General features: G+C 38.6%; 14 protein-coding genes. 1 reads left to right on the top strand and 13 read right to left on the bottom strand.

The genetic code is table 11. From position 1 onward, the window contains the following. Position 1 precedes the first annotated feature (1 nt). The 12 genes from lpxB to O1Q81_RS08550 all read right to left on the bottom strand — a co-directional run bounded on the left by lpxB (position 2) and on the right by O1Q81_RS08550 (position 12875). Positions 2 to 1186: a lipid-A-disaccharide synthase gene (lpxB, locus tag O1Q81_RS08495; RefSeq protein WP_386697072.1), complete on the bottom strand. Its 1185-nt coding sequence runs from the start codon at positions 1184 to 1186 to the stop codon at positions 2 to 4. A 66-nt stretch (positions 1187 to 1252) separates the two neighbouring features. Further along, positions 1253 to 2041 carry an acyl-ACP--UDP-N-acetylglucosamine O-acyltransferase gene (lpxA, locus tag O1Q81_RS08500; RefSeq protein ID WP_386686953.1) on the bottom strand — a complete coding sequence of 263 codons (789 nt, stop codon included), beginning with the start codon at positions 2039 to 2041 and terminating at the stop codon, positions 1253 to 1255. 22 nt (positions 2042 to 2063) lie between these two features. Beyond that, a complete protein-coding gene (gene fabZ / locus O1Q81_RS08505; RefSeq protein ID WP_386686955.1) occupies positions 2064 to 2516 on the bottom strand; it encodes a 3-hydroxyacyl-ACP dehydratase FabZ in 453 nt (150 codons plus the stop codon). Positions 2517 to 2726: 210 nt separating this feature from the next. Continuing rightward, the gene (gene lpxD, locus O1Q81_RS08510) at positions 2727 to 3752 is read right to left on the bottom strand and encodes a UDP-3-O-(3-hydroxymyristoyl)glucosamine N-acyltransferase (protein WP_386697074.1); all 1026 of its coding nucleotides are present in this window, start codon (positions 3750 to 3752) and stop codon (positions 2727 to 2729) included. Positions 3753 to 3774: 22 nt separating this feature from the next. After that, the gene (locus O1Q81_RS08515; protein WP_386697075.1) at positions 3775 to 4338 is read right to left on the bottom strand and encodes an OmpH family outer membrane protein; all 564 of its coding nucleotides are present in this window, start codon (positions 4336 to 4338) and stop codon (positions 3775 to 3777) included. A gap of 107 nt (positions 4339 to 4445) precedes the next feature. Then, positions 4446 to 6815, bottom strand: coding sequence for an outer membrane protein assembly factor BamA (gene bamA / locus O1Q81_RS08520; protein WP_386697077.1), 2370 nt, complete (start codon positions 6813 to 6815; stop codon positions 4446 to 4448). Positions 6816 to 6951: 136 nt separating this feature from the next. Next, positions 6952 to 8280 carry a sigma E protease regulator RseP gene (rseP, locus tag O1Q81_RS08525; RefSeq protein ID WP_386698636.1) on the bottom strand — a complete coding sequence of 443 codons (1329 nt, stop codon included), beginning with the start codon at positions 8278 to 8280 and terminating at the stop codon, positions 6952 to 6954. 9 nt (positions 8281 to 8289) lie between these two features. After that, entirely contained in the window at positions 8290 to 9153 is an 864-nt protein-coding gene (locus O1Q81_RS08530) for a phosphatidate cytidylyltransferase (protein ID WP_386686965.1), read from the bottom strand. A 14-nt stretch (positions 9154 to 9167) separates the two neighbouring features. After that, a complete protein-coding gene (uppS, locus tag O1Q81_RS08535) occupies positions 9168 to 9884 on the bottom strand; it encodes a polyprenyl diphosphate synthase (protein ID WP_386686967.1) in 717 nt (238 codons plus the stop codon). A 55-nt stretch (positions 9885 to 9939) separates the two neighbouring features. After that, complete coding sequence (gene ispC, locus O1Q81_RS08540) at positions 9940 to 11139, bottom strand: 1-deoxy-D-xylulose-5-phosphate reductoisomerase (RefSeq protein WP_386697079.1); 1200 nt, start codon at positions 11137 to 11139, stop codon at positions 9940 to 9942. 82 nt (positions 11140 to 11221) lie between these two features. Next, positions 11222 to 12373 (bottom strand): methionine adenosyltransferase, encoded by a 1152-nt coding sequence (gene metK / locus O1Q81_RS08545; RefSeq protein WP_386697082.1) that lies wholly within the window; start codon positions 12371 to 12373, stop codon positions 11222 to 11224. A gap of 148 nt (positions 12374 to 12521) precedes the next feature. Continuing rightward, complete coding sequence (locus tag O1Q81_RS08550; protein ID WP_386697084.1) at positions 12522 to 12875, bottom strand: RidA family protein; 354 nt, start codon at positions 12873 to 12875, stop codon at positions 12522 to 12524. A gap of 92 nt (positions 12876 to 12967) precedes the next feature. Here O1Q81_RS08550 and O1Q81_RS08555 point away from each other — a divergent pair, with 92 nt between their 5' ends. After that, complete coding sequence (locus O1Q81_RS08555) at positions 12968 to 13684, top strand: YwiC-like family protein (protein ID WP_386697085.1); 717 nt, start codon at positions 12968 to 12970, stop codon at positions 13682 to 13684. Between the two features lie 167 nt (positions 13685 to 13851). On the opposite strand, the gene O1Q81_RS08560 is transcribed toward O1Q81_RS08555, so the two are convergent. Beyond that, positions 13852 to 16101, bottom strand: a complete 2250-nt coding sequence (locus tag O1Q81_RS08560) for a copper-translocating P-type ATPase (protein WP_386697086.1) — start codon at positions 16099 to 16101, stop codon at positions 13852 to 13854. Positions 16102 to 16117: the final 16 nt, after the last annotated feature.

The raw sequence follows: 16117 nt of genomic DNA on the forward strand, positions 1-16117 counted from the left end.
ATTATTTTCCCTCGAGTAAATCAACCACAGCTTGTGCTGCTTGGCTATCGGCATCACATTGAATAAATTGATGTAGTTCAGTAAAACGCTGAATTAAAACTTGACGATTTTGCACCGCACTTTCGGTTTGGTCTAAATAAACCGATAATTTTTCTGCTAATTTTTCAGGGGTACAATCCTCTTGTATCATTTCTGGCACCAACATTTCATTCGCTAACAGATTAGGCAAGGAAATATACGGTGTTTTCACTAAGCGTTTGGCTAAAAAATAAGTGAGTGGTTTCATTCGATAACCTACTACCATAGGTGATTTGCACAGCATACATTCTAATGCAGCTGTACCTGATGCAAGTAAAGTCGCTTGTGCGATCATCATGGCTTGGCGAGCTTTACCATCCAAGATAATCACATCAAGTTCAGGTGCAACTTGAGCCTTAATTCGTTCAAATTGATCATGGCGTTTTTCACTTACTAAAGGCACTAAAAATTGCAAATTAGGATATTGCTGTCTTAACAATACTGCTGTTTTTAGAAAAGGTTCGGTGAGAAATTCAACTTCTGAACCACGACTTCCGACTAAAATCGCCAGATACTGTTGCGTTGGATCAAGATTAAGAATTTGACATACTTCGGTACGGTTTGGCTTTAAAGGAATCGCATCCGCCATGGTATGCCCAATAAAACGGCAAGGCACATTAAAGCGATCATAAAAGGCTTTTTCAAAAGGTAGAAAGGCAAGTACTAAATCAGTTGCTCGAGCAATTTTGTAAATGCGTTTTTGTCGCCACGCCCAAACCGATGGACTCACATAATGGATAGTTTTAATGCCCTGATTTTTTAGTTTTTCTTCTATATATAAATTAAACTCTGGAGAATCGATGCCAATAAAAATATCTGGCTTTTGGGCTAACAGGGTTTGTACGGTATTGTTGCGGATTTTTAATAATCTAGGCAGATGCTTTAAAATTTCTGCCAAGCCCATAACCGAAATTTCTTCCATATCAATCAGGCTTTCACAACCTTCAGCCAGCATATTTTTGCCAGCAATTCCAATAAATTTAGCTTGTGTATAATGACTTCTTAAAGCTCGAATTAAACCCGCCCCAAGAATATCACCAGATACTTCACCAGCCACGATAGCGATGGTTGGCGTAGCTAAAGCGAGATTTTCTATTTGATTTTCCACTAGACTATCCTTTATAAAAAATCACCGCACTTTTCAAAAATGCGGTGTAAATTAATCAACTTTTTCTTAACGAATAATTCCGCGAGTGGAACGTTTGAAAAATTCTAAGAAGAAACTAATTGCTGATTCTGTCTTAGCATAATGTTCAATTTCTGGCATGACTTCCTCAAGGGTTCTATCACTTCGGTAAATTAACTTATAGACGTTACGAATAGCATGTAAAGTTGGTTTCTCAAAACCACGACGTTTCAGCCCTTCGATGTTGACCCCAAATGGTCGAGCATGATTGCCTTGTGCCATCACATAAGGCGGAACATCTTGGCTCACCATTGAACCACCACCTAACATCACATGAGCTCCAACAATAACGAATTGATGAATTGCCGACATTCCACCAACAATCACAAAATCGTCTAATTCAACATGCCCTGCAAGGGTTGCATTGTTGGCTAGAATACAACGGTTTCTAATTTGACAGTCGTGTGCAATATGAGCATTAATCATAAATAAGTTATCATCACCCACTCGAGTCACACCACCACCTTGGACGGTGCCACGATGGATAGTCACATTTTCGCGAATACGGTTACGATTGCCAATAATCGTTTTTGTCGGTTCATTGTTGTATTTTAAATCTTGGTTGACTTCACCAATGGTTGCTCCGTGGAAAATTTGGTTATCTTCACCAATAGTGGTTATGCCATTAACCACAACATGTGAATGTATAACCGTACCTTTACCAATTTCGACCTGTGAACCGATTACACAAAATGGACCAATAACAACATTTTCTCCAATTCTTGCCCCTTCTTCAATAATGCTAGAAGGATGAATCTTCGCACTTGAATGGATCATACATGCTCCTTATGCTTAATTATTAACGTCTAGCACACATTAGTTTAGCTTCACAAGCCACTTCACCATCTACTTTCGCCACACCAGTAAAAGATGTAACACCACGACGTTCTTTGATCACTTCAACATATAATTCTAATTGATCTCCAGGTAACACTGGTCGTCTAAAACGGGCATCGTCAATCCCAGTAAAATAAAATAGTTCTCCACCTTGTAATTCGTGCGTTTTAAAAGCAAGAATCCCCATAGATTGAGCAAGAGCTTCCAGAATTAACACCCCTGGTAAAATAGGTTCTTGTGGGAAATGACCTGTGAAACAAGGTTCATTAACACTAATATTCTTAATCGCTTTTAGCCATACACCTTCTTCAAAATCTAAAACACGATCAACCAATAGGAATGGATAACGATGAGGCAACAATGCCATAATTTCTTTTACTTCAATAACACGAGATGTTCTTGTTTCTGTTGTCACAATAATTACCTTTAATCTAGTTTAATTTCTAATATATCTGAATTAATTATACATTATTTAGAAAATAGATTGTAGCAAAACAGTAAGAAAACTGAGATCCGCTGAGTAGATTTTCCCCGCACTTGATATGCGGGGTTAGGCATAGAAACGCCACGCTGTGGCTAGAAATGAATATAGGATATTATTATGCTGACTTTATGTTAGTAAAAATCAATCCGCCAGTTTCTTTTCCAAGGCTTTAAGACGCTTATTCATCTTATCAATATCCATGGTTAAAGCCGCTGTTTTACGCCATTCTTTGTTTGGTTGCAACGGAATACCTGAAGAATAAATGCCTGGTTCAGTAATTGGTCGCATGACCATTCCCATACCTGTTACAATGGCTTGATCACAAATTTCCATGTGACCATTAATTACACTGGCACCACCAATTTGGCAATAACGCCCCACTTTTAGGCTGCCCGCCATAATGACTCCACCCGCTACGGCTGTACCCGTACCGATATGTACATTGTGAGCAATTTGGCACAGATTATCAATAATCACGTTATCTTCAATCACAGTATTATCTAATGCTCCACGGTCAATACAAGTGCATGCCCCAATTTCAACATGATTACCAATGACCACAGTTCCAGTTTGTGGAATTTTAATCCAGCGACCACGCTCATTGGCATAACCAAAGCCATCAGCACCAATCACCGCCCCAGCTTGAATCAAGCAATGTTCACCAATTTGAACATTGTGATAGATACTCACATTAGCCCAAAGCTGCGTATTTGCCCCAATTTGTACTCGCTTACCAATAAAACAACCTGCTCCGATCACTGCATTATCACCAATCACCGCACCATCTTCAATCACTGCATTGGCACCAACACTGACATTTTTACCCAGTAAAACGGTGCTAGCAATGACCGCACTTAGTGCAATATCCGTAGCAGCTTTCGGTGTACTATCCATATATTGAGCTAACAAAGCATAAGCCACATAAGGATTTTTGACGATAATTAAGTTAGCTGTATCAGCACAAAATTCGACATCCGATTCTGATACGACCAAAATTCCTGCTTGTGAAAGTGATAAATAAGGACGATATTTCACATTAGAAATAAAAGTCAGGTGTTCTTTAGTGGCTTTATCTAAAGGAGCGATTGCTGTAACAAAAACATCGGCGTTGCCACGCATGGCACCGCCGATATGTTCTGCTAATTCTTTTAATGTATAAGAACGCATAAATAATTAACCTTTTTAAAGATTATTTAGCTGCTGGTTTTTTAGCGTCTTTGTCTTCTGCTTTTGGTTCTTCTGTTGGGACTTTACCACCAATCGCTTTTAACACATCATCGCTAATATCTTTACCATCTACAGCAAATACAATGGAATTTGCATCAAGAACATAGGTATAACCTTTTTCTTTTGCGATATTATTAGTCGCTTCTTGAATTGACTCTAATAATTTAGCACGTTCTGCATTTTCCAATTTTTGTGCTTCTTGTTGATATTTTTGTACTTTAGCATCGTGTTCTTTCATCAATTTATTGATTTCATCTTCACGTTTTTTGATGTCTGCACTACGTAAATTTTTAGCTTCTTTTTGTAATAATGCAATTTTGTTATCAATTGATTTTTTACTCTCAGTAAGTTCATCAGTTTGTTTTTTAAAACCAGAATCTAATTTTTTCGCAATCGCCTCACGATCTGGGTGATGTTCAAACAAATAAGCTGCATTAATAAATGCAATATTTTCAGCTGCAATAGCTGTTGCTGATGCGAAAGCCAAGGCTAAAGAAAGTGCGGTTGCTTTTACGATTTTTTTCATTTGTATAAATTTCCTTTTATTTGTTTTTTATGTACATACCAAACAATAATATTTAGCACGAGTATTAATTAGACGTTATGAATAAACATTAGTTCAATCTAAATAAGTTAGAATGTACCACCAATACTAAATTGGAATTGTTCAATATCGTCATTATCATATTTTTTAATCGGTTTAGCATAAGAGAAAACCAACGGTCCAATCGGAGATTGCCATTGAAATGCTATCCCTGCAGATGAGCGAATACGGCTCGGATCGCTATAATCAGGTAAACTTGAGAATTTTGCTTTATCTGTAGCATTCCATTTCGTATTCCATACACTTGCCGCGTCAAAGAACACTGAAGTACGCACTGAATTTTGATTTTTATCTGCGACAAATGGCGTTGGAACGATCAATTCAACACTAGACAACACCATGGCATTACCGCCGATAATATCATCATCTGGATAATATGTAAGATTTCCACTTGCGTCTGTTCTTATATAAATCGCATTTGGTCCTATTGCTCCAGAAGCGAAACCACGTAACGAACCAATACCACCCGCCGCAAAGTTACGATAGAATGGTAAGGTTTTTCCACCAAAACCATTAGCATACGAAGCTCCAGCTTTGGCTGAGATGACCCAAGTATGGTTACGATCTAATGGATAAAAACCCTGAGCATCAGCACTTAATGTGTAGAACTTATTATCTGATCCTAGAATAGTGACCGAACCACCTAAACTAGCTTTTACCCCTTTTGTTGGGAAATAACCGCGGTCTAAATTATTATAATTCCAACCAGCTTTAAAAGTAAAATCTTGAGATTTAAATGATGTACCGCTGTATCCCATTGAATCTATATATTTCTGACGAGAATATTCTGGTACTACATTTTTAAGTTTGTTATAAGCATAACCCACACCTAAATAGTAGGAGTTATTTTCATTCACAGGGAAACCTAAGGTTAAATCTACTCCATAAGTGGTACGAGCATAACTTGCTGCCGTATCATCATCTGAGTTATCGTATTTTTCATAATAGACATTACCACCAAGACTTACACCATCTTTAGTAAAGTACGGTTCGGTATAACCTAGACTCACACTAGTCGTATAGTCATCTTTACGACCACCCAAACTAATAGAAGAACCCATACCTAAGAAGTTATCTTGTTTTACACTGGCTTGATAGCTAAATCCACTTTCGGTACCATAACCAATACCAAAGTTGATACTACCTGTATTACGCTCTTTCACAGTATAGATAACATCTAATTCATCATTGGTACCTTTTACATTTTCAGTACGTTGTTCCACAGTTTCAAAGAAACCCGTACGATCTAAACGTAATTTACCCAATTCAACTAATTGAGAAGATAACCAAGTCCCCTCTTGTTGACGCATTTCTTGACGTAATGTTCTATCCGCCGTCACTGTATTTCCTTCAAAACGAATTTGACGAACAGAATAACGACGACCAGCTTCCACAATATAAGTTAATGCAACACTTTTATTAGCTTCATCAAATTCAGGATGGATATTCACCTGAGCATTAGCATAGCCCTGTTCAGCTAATTTAGCTTTAATATTGCTTTCTACGTTTTTCACTTCACTACGCTGAAATTCTTGGTTTAAATGAATATCTTTTAATAGCGGAGCCAATTCCTCTTGCATTCCACCTACATCACCGATAATTCTCGCATTGCTCACCGTGTAAATATCACCTTCATTTATCACGACTTTAACCCGAGCTTCGTTTTTATCATCACTTAATTGAACATCTGTATCCGTCACTTGTGCTTTAGCGTAACCATTTTCACCATAATAATCTTGGATAGCATTTAAATCTTTACTAAATTGATCAGCTGCAAATTTATTACCAAATAATTTCCACCACGCATCAGGTTGTAATTCCATTTGTTCCCGCAATTTGCTACTAGAAACATTATTATTACCTTCAAAAGTGATTTCTTTTAATAAAGCAACATCATTTTCTTTAATTTGTAATTTCACTTCCGCACGATTGTTTGGCAAACTATTTACTATCGTTTCTACTTTAGCATTATAACGACCAGTACTAGCATAGTGTTCCACTAAACTTTGACGAAAGCCTTCTAATTTTTCACGATTTAATACTTCACCAGATTTAAATCCATTAGATTCTAAATTTGATTTTAATGCGTCATTTGGAATAGAACTGTTACCATCAAAAGTCACTTCGGTAATAATCGGCTGTTGTGTAACAGAAATAATTAAAGTATCCCCTTCTCTATCAGCCTTAACATTATCATAACCACGTGAATAAAGGGTTTTCACCACGTTTGCAATATCATTGTCTGTTGCACGCTTGCCAATTTGCACAGGCAAACCAGCTAACACATTCATTTCTGAACCTGATTGTACACCTTCAACTCGAATATCTTGTACTACAAAAGGAGCAGCATAAACACCCGTTGAACCGAATAATAAACTAGCTATTAAAAGTTTTTTCATTTTACAATGACCTTATTAAATTAAAGTAACAGTGATAAAATTCCCAAGCCTAAATAAATAGGAATTTTAAATGTTCATTTACCAATGGGATATTAATCCGAACAATCTATACAGACTGCAAAAATTTTAAAACGTTCTATAAACGTAAAAAATCATTAAATAAAGCAAATCCAGTTAACATTAATAACAAGGTTGCCCCAATGCGATAACACACATTTTGCACCTTGTCTGAAACAGGTTTGCCTCTAATTCCTTCCGCCACCAAAAAGAGTAAATGTCCGCCATCTAATACTGGTAACGGAAATAAATTCATCATACCCAAGTTGACACTAATTAATGCCATAAAACCTAGATAATAAACCAAGCCGATTTGCGAAGAAATTCCCGCACCCTGTGCAATAGAAATTGGACCACTTAAATTATTCAGGGATAAATCTCCAGTCAATAACTTACCAATTACTTTTACCGTCAACCAAGAAAGTTGTGCTGTTTTCTCAACACCTTTCCATAGAGCGTCAAGCATATCATATTTTAATTCTGTACGATACTTCTCATTCAGTGGTTGAACCGTTGGGGCAATTCCCACCATATAGCGTTTATCTTGCCATTCAGGAATTAAAGTCAAATCTAATATCCGACCTTCTCTATGAACTTGTAAACTTACTGGTTTCCCTTGTTGAATCTGTTTGGCAAAATCTCGCCAAACTAATTCCTCACCATTTTTTGCATAAATTTCATCACCGACTAATAACCCAGCCCTTTCTGCTGGTGAATTTTCCATGATTTTAGCAATTTTCATTTCTACTTTATTGCCAACAGGCTGAATACCTAATGCCCCAAAAGCACTTTGTTTATCAGGATCAAATGTCCAATGTTGAATATTTAAGATTTTTTCTTGTGGGCGATTTTCACCAAAAGGGGTAACTGTTAACGTCACTTGCTGATTACCTAATTTAGTCGCCAGCAACATATTAATAGTTTCCCAATCAAGAGCTTCTGTACCGTCCACCGCAAGAATTTGACTATTGGGAGCAATTTGTGCCTGTGCAGTAATACTGTCTGGTTTAACACTATCAATCACTGGTTTTACACTCGGAATCCCGACCATAAAAACCACCCAATATGCCAGAATAGCAAAAATAAAATTCGCTATTGGTCCTGCCACAATCACAAACATACGTTGAACAACGGTTTTACTATTAAAGGATTGAGATTTTAAATGTTCTGGTACTTCTTCATTGCGTTCGTCCAACATTTTTACATAGCCACCCAATGGAATCAGTGACACCGCAAATTCGGTACCTTGCTTATCTTTTCTTGACCATAGCACTTTGCCAAAGCCAATGGAAAAACGATGGACTTTTATACCGCACTTTCTTGCCGCCCAGAAATGTCCAAATTCATGAACGAACACCAGCACGCTAATAACAATAATAAAAGAAACCAATGACCACAAAAACGACATCATCTCACCTTATAGCCAAAAAAAGTAGAAATACGCAAAAAATGGAGTGGCTGCGGTTAAACTATCAATTCGATCTAAAATCCCGCCATGTCCAGGAATTAAATTGCTACTATCTTTAATACCACTTTGACGTTTGAACATACTTTCCGTTAAATCGCCTAATACAGAAACCGCCACTGTTGCAATAGAAAGCACGGTTAAACTGAGAGTATTCCCATGAAAAAAGAAGTTATCACCCACACAATAAATAAATAATTCTGACAGTACTGCTGAGGTAATCAACCCACCGATCACGCCTTGCCAAGTTTTTCCAGGGGAAACTTTCGGTGCTAATTTGTGTTTACCAAACTTACGCCCTGCAAAGTAAGCACCACTATCCGCCGCCCAAACCAAGATAAACACATAAAGCAATAATTGAATACCATGCAGGCTATCCATATTATAATTTTCTAAACGTAACGCTGCCACCGCAATTAAGAAAGGAACAAGAGTCACACAGGCAAAAATAATGTGTAAAATTAAAGAATTGCCCCAAATCTTAGCGGATTTTGGATAAGTTACGACCAAGCCCAAAGCGACAAACCACCAAATAACAGAAACAAGCAACAAAGGTTCGGCATAATCCGCAAACACTCGCCCAGCATTTAAGTAGTTCGCTTGACTAAAAATCCAAACAAATAAAACAGCCAAAGAAATTGACGTTGCGACAAAACGCCATACGATTTTTAAACGTGGAAATTGTGTCCATTCCCATACCCCAGCGGTGACGATAACGCCCAATGCTAGTGTAAAATAGAATGGAGAAAATAAAAATAATGCAGCACAGACAATGGCAATCATCACTATTGCCGATAAAATACGTTGTTTAAGCAAGTTCCTTTCCTTCTTTAAGCACCACCAAAACGGCGTTCACGTTGTTGATAGGTCCAAATAGCATTATTAAATTCTTGTTCACCAAAATCAGGCCACAGTACAGGCGAAAAAAATAACTCCGCATAAGCAATTTGCCAGAGTAAAAAATTACTGATGCGTTGTTCACCACTCGTCCTAATTAACAAATCTACGGGGGATTGTTTTTCTGTGACTAGATTTTGCTGAAAGAGTTCTTCATTGATCTGTTCTACTGCCAACTTCCCAGCTTGCACTTGACTTGCTAACTGCTGTGTAGCTTGCACAATATCCCAGCGACCACCATAATTTGCCGCAATATTTAAGCAAAGTGCGGTATTATTTTCGGTTAATTTTTCTGCATAAATGATTTTTTGTTGTAATTTTTCACTGAATTTTGCGGTGTCACCAATAATATTCAATTTAATATTATTTTTATGCAATTCTTTTAGTTCGGAATCCAAGGCTTGCATAAATAAAGTCATTAATGCTGATACTTCTTGCTCTGGACGATTCCAATTTTCGCTGCTAAACGCATACATAGTCAAGGATTGCACACCTATCTGACGAGCATACGACACTGTACGGCGTACTGCTTTTACCCCGTTAGTATGTCCAAAGATTCTCATCTTTCCTTGCTGCTTCGCCCAACGCCCATTACCGTCCATAATAATAGCAACGTGCTTAGGAATATTATTTAGATCTAATTCTTTCATTTAACCGCAATTTTGAATTGAAAATTTGGGTGCGAATATAACATATTTAGAATTATTATGCCATTTTTATCACAGCAATTATGGCTAATTCCCGAGCCACCCGATCCACCGCTAATACATCGTCAATTTCCGTGATTTTCTGCGGTTGAATTTTTTCGACTACCTGATGATTCACTCGAGCAATATCGGTGAATTTAATTTGTCCATTTAGAAAAGCCTCCACGGCAATTTCATTCGCCGCATTCATCGCTGTAGTAGCATATTGCCCTGCTGCAAAAGCATCAATGGCTAATTTCAAATTAGGATAACGATTAAAATCGGGGGCTAAAAAGGTTAAGCCATTCAGCTGATAAAAATCCAACGGCGCAACACCTGAAACAATACGATTTGGATACGCCATGGTTTCTGCAATCGGCGTACGCATATCAGGATTCCCCATTTGAGCAATCACTGATCCGTCAATATAACGCACCATGGAATGAATAATGGATTGCGGGTGAATAATGACCTCCATTTCATCGGCACTGGCATTAAATAACCAACGAGCTTCAATATATTCCAGCCCTTTGTTCATCATGGTGGCACTATCCACCGAGATCTTTTTACCCATAGACCAGTTCGGGTGTGCCACCGCTTGTGCTGGCGTAATGCCATCAAACTCACTTAAATCCGTATAACGGAAAGGTCCACCCGATCCCGTCAGCACAATTTTACTAATCCCCAATTCTTGCAACGGACAAAAACCAATTTTTTGCTGTGCTTCGGGCGGTAAAGATTGGAAAATGGCATTATGCTCACTATCCACGGGCAATAATCGAGCCTGTGATTTTTTCACCGCGTCAATAAAAATCTGTCCGCAAGTGACCAAACTTTCTTTATTGGCTAACAACACTTTTTTACTGGCTTGTACAGCGGAAAGCGTTGGCAAAAGCCCCGCAGCCCCCACAATCGCTGCCATCACTTGATCCGCATCAGGGTGAGCTGCCAATTCACAAATGGCTTTTTGTCCGCTTAATACTTGCGTTTGACTACCAAGTGCGGTTAATTTTTCTGTTAATTTTTTCGCCGCACGATCATCATCTAAAGCTGCAAACTGCGGTTGAAATTTCACGCATTGTTGAACCATTAAATCCACATTACGTCCACCTACTAAGGCAAATGCCTGATATTGTTCGGGATTATGTTCGATGACAGAAAGCGTACTAGTACCGATTGAGCCTGTTGAGCCGAGAATGACAAGGTTTTGTTTTTTCATGGTAAGTCTTCTTTTGAAAAAATATAGGAAAATTATATAACTAAAATGGGCTAATTAGCCCATTTTCTTATCAAGAAAATAACTACAACCCAGCCGCCTTTCTCAATTCTTCCGCTCGATCAATTTTTTCCCACGGAAATTGCTCACGTCCGAAGTGTCCGTAAGCGGCAGTTTGACGATAAATCGGTTGGATTAAATTGAGCATTTTAATTAAGCCATAAGGGCGTAAATCAAAAAATTCACGCACAAGATTAACTAACAATTCATTGCTCACTTTGCCTGTGCCAAAGGTTTCCACCATAATCGAAGTGGGATCCGCTACGCCAATCGCATAAGACAGTTGGATTTCACAACGATCTGCCAAACCTGCTGCCACGATATTTTTTGCTACATAACGTGCGGCATAAGCGGCTGAACGATCGACTTTTGACGGATCCTTGCCTGAAAAGGCACCGCCACCGTGACGTGCAGCACCGCCGTAGGTATCCACGATAATTTTACGTCCTGTTAAACCACAGTCGCCCATTGGACCGCCAATAACAAAGCGTCCTGTTGGGTTAATGAAATATTTAGTGTCTTTATTTAACCATTCTGCTGGCAAGATCGGCTTAATAATTTCTTCCATCACGCCGTCAATTAAATCGGCTTGGCTCACTGCGTCACTATGTTGCGTGGAAAGCACTACGGCATCGACACCGATAATTTTGTTATTATCATATTTCAGGGTAACTTGGCTTTTCGCATCTGGACGTAACCAATCTAATGTGCCATTTTTACGCACCTGTGCTTGACGTTCCATTAAGCGGTGAGCGTAAGTAATCGCAGCAGGCATCAATACATCGGTTTCGTTAGTGGCATAACCAAACATAATACCTTGGTCGCCAGCACCTTGATCTAATGGATTAGCACGGTCAACTCCTTGATTAATATCAGAAGATTGTTTACCAATAGCATTTAATACCGCACAGGATTTTCCGTCAAATCCCATATCCGAATGTTCATAACCAATTTCGCAAATCACTTGACGCGTTAAGTTTTCAATATCTACCCAAGCGGAGGTGGTAATTTCTCCACCGACTAATGCCATACCTGTTTTTACATAGGTTTCACAGGCTACACGAGCTTTGGGATCTTGTTTTAAAATTTCGTCTAACACCGCATCTGAAATTTGATCGGCGATTTTATCAGGGTGTCCCTCTGATACACTTTCAGAGGTAAATAAATAGCTTGACATAATATTCCTTAATTTTTCATTTAGAAGTATAGACGGCTATAATACGCATTTTTGCCTAAAAGGCAAGCATTTTATTCTGCTTTCAACTGAAAATAAAAACAGGTAATGATATCTTTATCACTCTCATTACCTGTTTTTCTCATCTATATTAATGCGTTGCCGCCGTTACTACAATTTCCACTTTCCAACTGTGATCTGCTAATTTAGCTTCTACACAAGCTCGAGGCGGTGCGTTATTGTTAGCCACCCATTCATCCCAAGCACGGTTCATTTCTGCATAATCTTGCATATCCGCTAAAAAAATTTGTGCCATTAAAATTTGGCTTTTATCCGAGTTGACTTCTGCCAGTAATTTATCAATTAAATCCAATACATCTTTGGTCTGTTGGTAAACAGGTTGGTTAGGTGTATTTTCTGGTATTTGTCCTGCTAAATAAGCTACGCCGTTATGTACTGCTATTTCTGAATATCGTGTTGCTTGATGAAAGCGTTGAATTGTCATGGTTATCTCCTTTAAATTACCCCGAAAAGTTTATACCAATTTGGCTAAAAATAAATTAAAATTTTAACCATTCTCATCTAATGACTTTACTTATGAAATTATTAATCTCTAACCAATACGGGGCTATTGTGATGGCATTAATGCCATTTTTATACGGAATGTTGCTTTCTCACCCTATTTGGCAACATTTTTTTCTACTACTCGCTTGGTTTTCGTTATATTTAATGACCTATCCTTTTCTCAATTTATTTAAAGGAAGAAATTTAGCATTGTATAGAAAATGGACAATGATTTACGCTAGTGCTTGTTTCATTTTTGTCATTCCAGCACTTTGGTATAACTGGAAAATTTTATATTTTGCCATATTGTTTATTCCCTTAAGTTTTGTCAGTATCTATTTTGTAAAACAAAAAGATGAACGTGCTTTATTAAATGATCTTAATGCGATTATTATTTTTGCGATTGCAGGAATGGCAGCCTATTATTTTGCGGAAAACCAATTTGATCAACGGATTTGGTGGGTCGCTGCTTTACCTAGCTTATTTTTTATCGGCGTGACACTCTATGTCAAATCAGTCTTACGTGAGCGGAAAAATCCTTATTATTTAATTGTTTCTATTCTTTACCATACAGTATGCGTGATGATTTTTATGCCTTTTCAACAATTTTCATTAGCACTGGCATTTGTTATTCCATTAACCAGAGCGATTATATTGCCAACTAAAAAGCTCTCCACCAAACAGGTGGGTTTAGCCGAAATGGCGATTTCGCTGATCTTTTTTATTCAGTTGCTGATCGCTACCCTATAAACAAAAAAAAACCACCCATATTTTGGGTGGTAGGAAAGTAGTTTAGCTATTATATAGTTATATTTATTTAGGAACTTTATGAATTATCAAGCATTTCTCTTGACGGAGCTATCATACAAAAAAACCTTATGAATAAAAAGCCTAATCGACTTATTTATTGATTAATATCAATTTTTGGGTATAAATCTTAATAATCTATTCGCATTTGTCACCACAGTAATGGACGAACAAGCCATAGCAGCCCCGCCTATCATAGGATTCAGCAATATTCCTAATAACGGATAAAATACCCCTGCTGCAAGAGGAATACCCAAGCAGTTATAGACAAAAGCAAAAAATAAATTTTGTTTCATATTACTTAATGTCGCTTTAGCCAGCTGTACCCCATCTGCTACACTGTTAATACTATGTCGCATTAACGTCAGTTCGGCGGTTTCAATCGCAATATCCGAGCCACTTGCCATTGCCATACTCACGTCCGCTTGAGCCAACGCTGGAGCATCATTAATACCGTCCCCCACCATCACGACTTTACGTCCTTGAGCCTGTAATTGCTGAATAACTTGTGCTTTATCTTCTGGCAATACGCCCGCAATAACCTGTTCAATACCAATTTCATCGGCAATCGCTTGTGCCGTTTTTTGTTGATCACCTGTCAACATCACTAAATGATAACCCTGTTGCTGTAACCGTTGTACAGCAGTGATTGTGTCATCTCGCAATGGATCTCGAATTGCAAACATGGCGACAAGTTGATTTTGCTCCGCCAAAAAGATCACCGTTGCCCCTTTTTCGCTTTCTGTCAAAAAATCGGCTTCTGCAATATCTGTATTTATATTCTGTTGCTGTAATAAAGTGCGATTGCCTAACCACAATTTTTTGCCATGAATGACACCACTAACTCCAAGTCCTTTTAACGTGCTAAATTGGCTGGGTTCAATTAATGTGATATTTTGGGCGTAAGCTAATAAGGCTTTGGCTAAGGGATGATTCGCTCCCTGCTCTAAACTTGCCGCAAATTGCACCGCACTTTTTTGTTCAACACCACCAAAGGTATAAACTGCTGTCACCGTTGGCTCACCTTGTGTCAAAGTACCCGTTTTATCAAACACAATCGTGTCTGCACTCGCCGCTTTTTGCAAGGCATCTGCATCACGAACTAACACGCCTAATTCTGCCGCTCGTCCAATGCCTGCAATAATTGACATCGGTGTTGCCAACCCTAAAGCACAAGGGCAAGCAATAATTAACACGGTGGTTAATATGACGAAAGCATAAGAAATCTGTTGCGTGACCACATACCAAACCAATGCAGAAATGAATGCAATCATTATTACGGCAGGAATAAATACACTCGCAATTTTATCGGCTAATTGCCCAATTTCTGGTTTGCTACTTTGAGCTTGTCGCACTAATTTGATGATATTCGCCAATCGGGTGTGATTGCCAATTTGTTCTGCTTGAAAAAGCAACGTACCATCTGTTACTAATGTTCCAGCACTCACCCTGTCACCTTTTTCTTTTTGAATGGGGATCGGCTCTCCCGTTAGCATACTTTCATCCACCCAGCCATGACCTTGTGTCACAACTCCATCAACACAAACCCGATCGCCCGTTTGTAAACGTAGTCGCATGCCAACTTGAACTCGGCTTAACGGCAATTCTGTTTCACCATTTTCTGTCACGACTTTGGCGGTTTGGGGGGTAAGATCGAATAATCGTTCAAGGGCTTGTGATGATTGCTGTTTGGCTTTAAGTTCAAGTATTTTTCCGATATTAATCAAGCCAATAATCATGGCACTGCTTTCAAAATAAAGATGACGAGCATTTTCAGGGAAAAAATCGGGAAATAGAACTACCATAAAAGAATAAAGCCATGCCGTCCCCGTTCCTAATGCTACTAAGGTATCCATAGTCGTGGATTTATTACGTAAGTTAAGCCAAGCTCGTTGATAGAAATGCTGACCCGTAAACCAGATCACTGCCAATACCAGCAAGCCAACCGCCATCCAATTTAGTTGATTATCGGCTGTCACTTGCATTTGACCGCCAAAGATTCCCCAAAAGAATAAACCAAAACCGACCACTAACGCCACCGTGGCTTGCCAACGGCGTTGTTGAATTTCCTGTTGCTGTTGGGCTTGCTGTTTGACGCGACGCTGGTTTTCATCTTCAACTAATTCTGCCCCATAACCAATATCAAGCACAGCCTGCACTAAATCTTGCGGATCAACAAACCCTGTCACTAAAGCTGTATTGTCTGCTAAATTGACTTGAGTAGAACTCACCCCTGTCACATTTAATAAGGCTTTTTGCACTTTTGCGACACAAGCCACACAGCTTAATCCGTCCAATAACAAAGTAAACTGCGGTGCATTTTGGGCGATTTTTGCCTGATCATGACGACTTTCTACCACCACAGGATCAGGCTGA

This window comes from Lonepinella sp. MS14436, from assembly GCF_042470565.1.
Lineage (GTDB): Bacteria > Pseudomonadota > Gammaproteobacteria > Enterobacterales > Pasteurellaceae > Lonepinella.

Excerpts from the sequence above, each read along its gene's own strand:
- O1Q81_RS08515 (WP_386697075.1), bottom strand. The coding sequence starts at position 4,338 with ATGAAAAAAATCGTAAAAGCAACCGCACTTTCTTTAGCCTTGGCTTTC.
- rseP (WP_386698636.1), bottom strand. The coding sequence starts at position 8,280 with ATGTCGTTTTTGTGGTCATTGGTTTCTTTTATTATTGTTATTAGCGTG.
- bamA (WP_386697077.1), bottom strand. The coding sequence starts at position 6,815 with ATGAAAAAACTTTTAATAGCTAGTTTATTATTCGGTTCAACGGGTGTT.
- O1Q81_RS08555 (WP_386697085.1), top strand. The coding sequence starts at position 12,968 with ATGAAATTATTAATCTCTAACCAATACGGGGCTATTGTGATGGCATTA.
- lpxD (WP_386697074.1), bottom strand. The coding sequence starts at position 3,752 with ATGCGTTCTTATACATTAAAAGAATTAGCAGAACATATCGGCGGTGCC.
- uppS (WP_386686967.1), bottom strand. The coding sequence starts at position 9,884 with ATGAAAGAATTAGATCTAAATAATATTCCTAAGCACGTTGCTATTATT.
- metK (WP_386697082.1), bottom strand. The coding sequence starts at position 12,373 with ATGTCAAGCTATTTATTTACCTCTGAAAGTGTATCAGAGGGACACCCT.
- ispC (WP_386697079.1), bottom strand. The coding sequence starts at position 11,139 with ATGAAAAAACAAAACCTTGTCATTCTCGGCTCAACAGGCTCAATCGGT.
- lpxA (WP_386686953.1), bottom strand. The coding sequence starts at position 2,041 with ATGATCCATTCAAGTGCGAAGATTCATCCTTCTAGCATTATTGAAGAA.
- O1Q81_RS08550 (WP_386697084.1), bottom strand. The coding sequence starts at position 12,875 with ATGACAATTCAACGCTTTCATCAAGCAACACGATATTCAGAAATAGCA.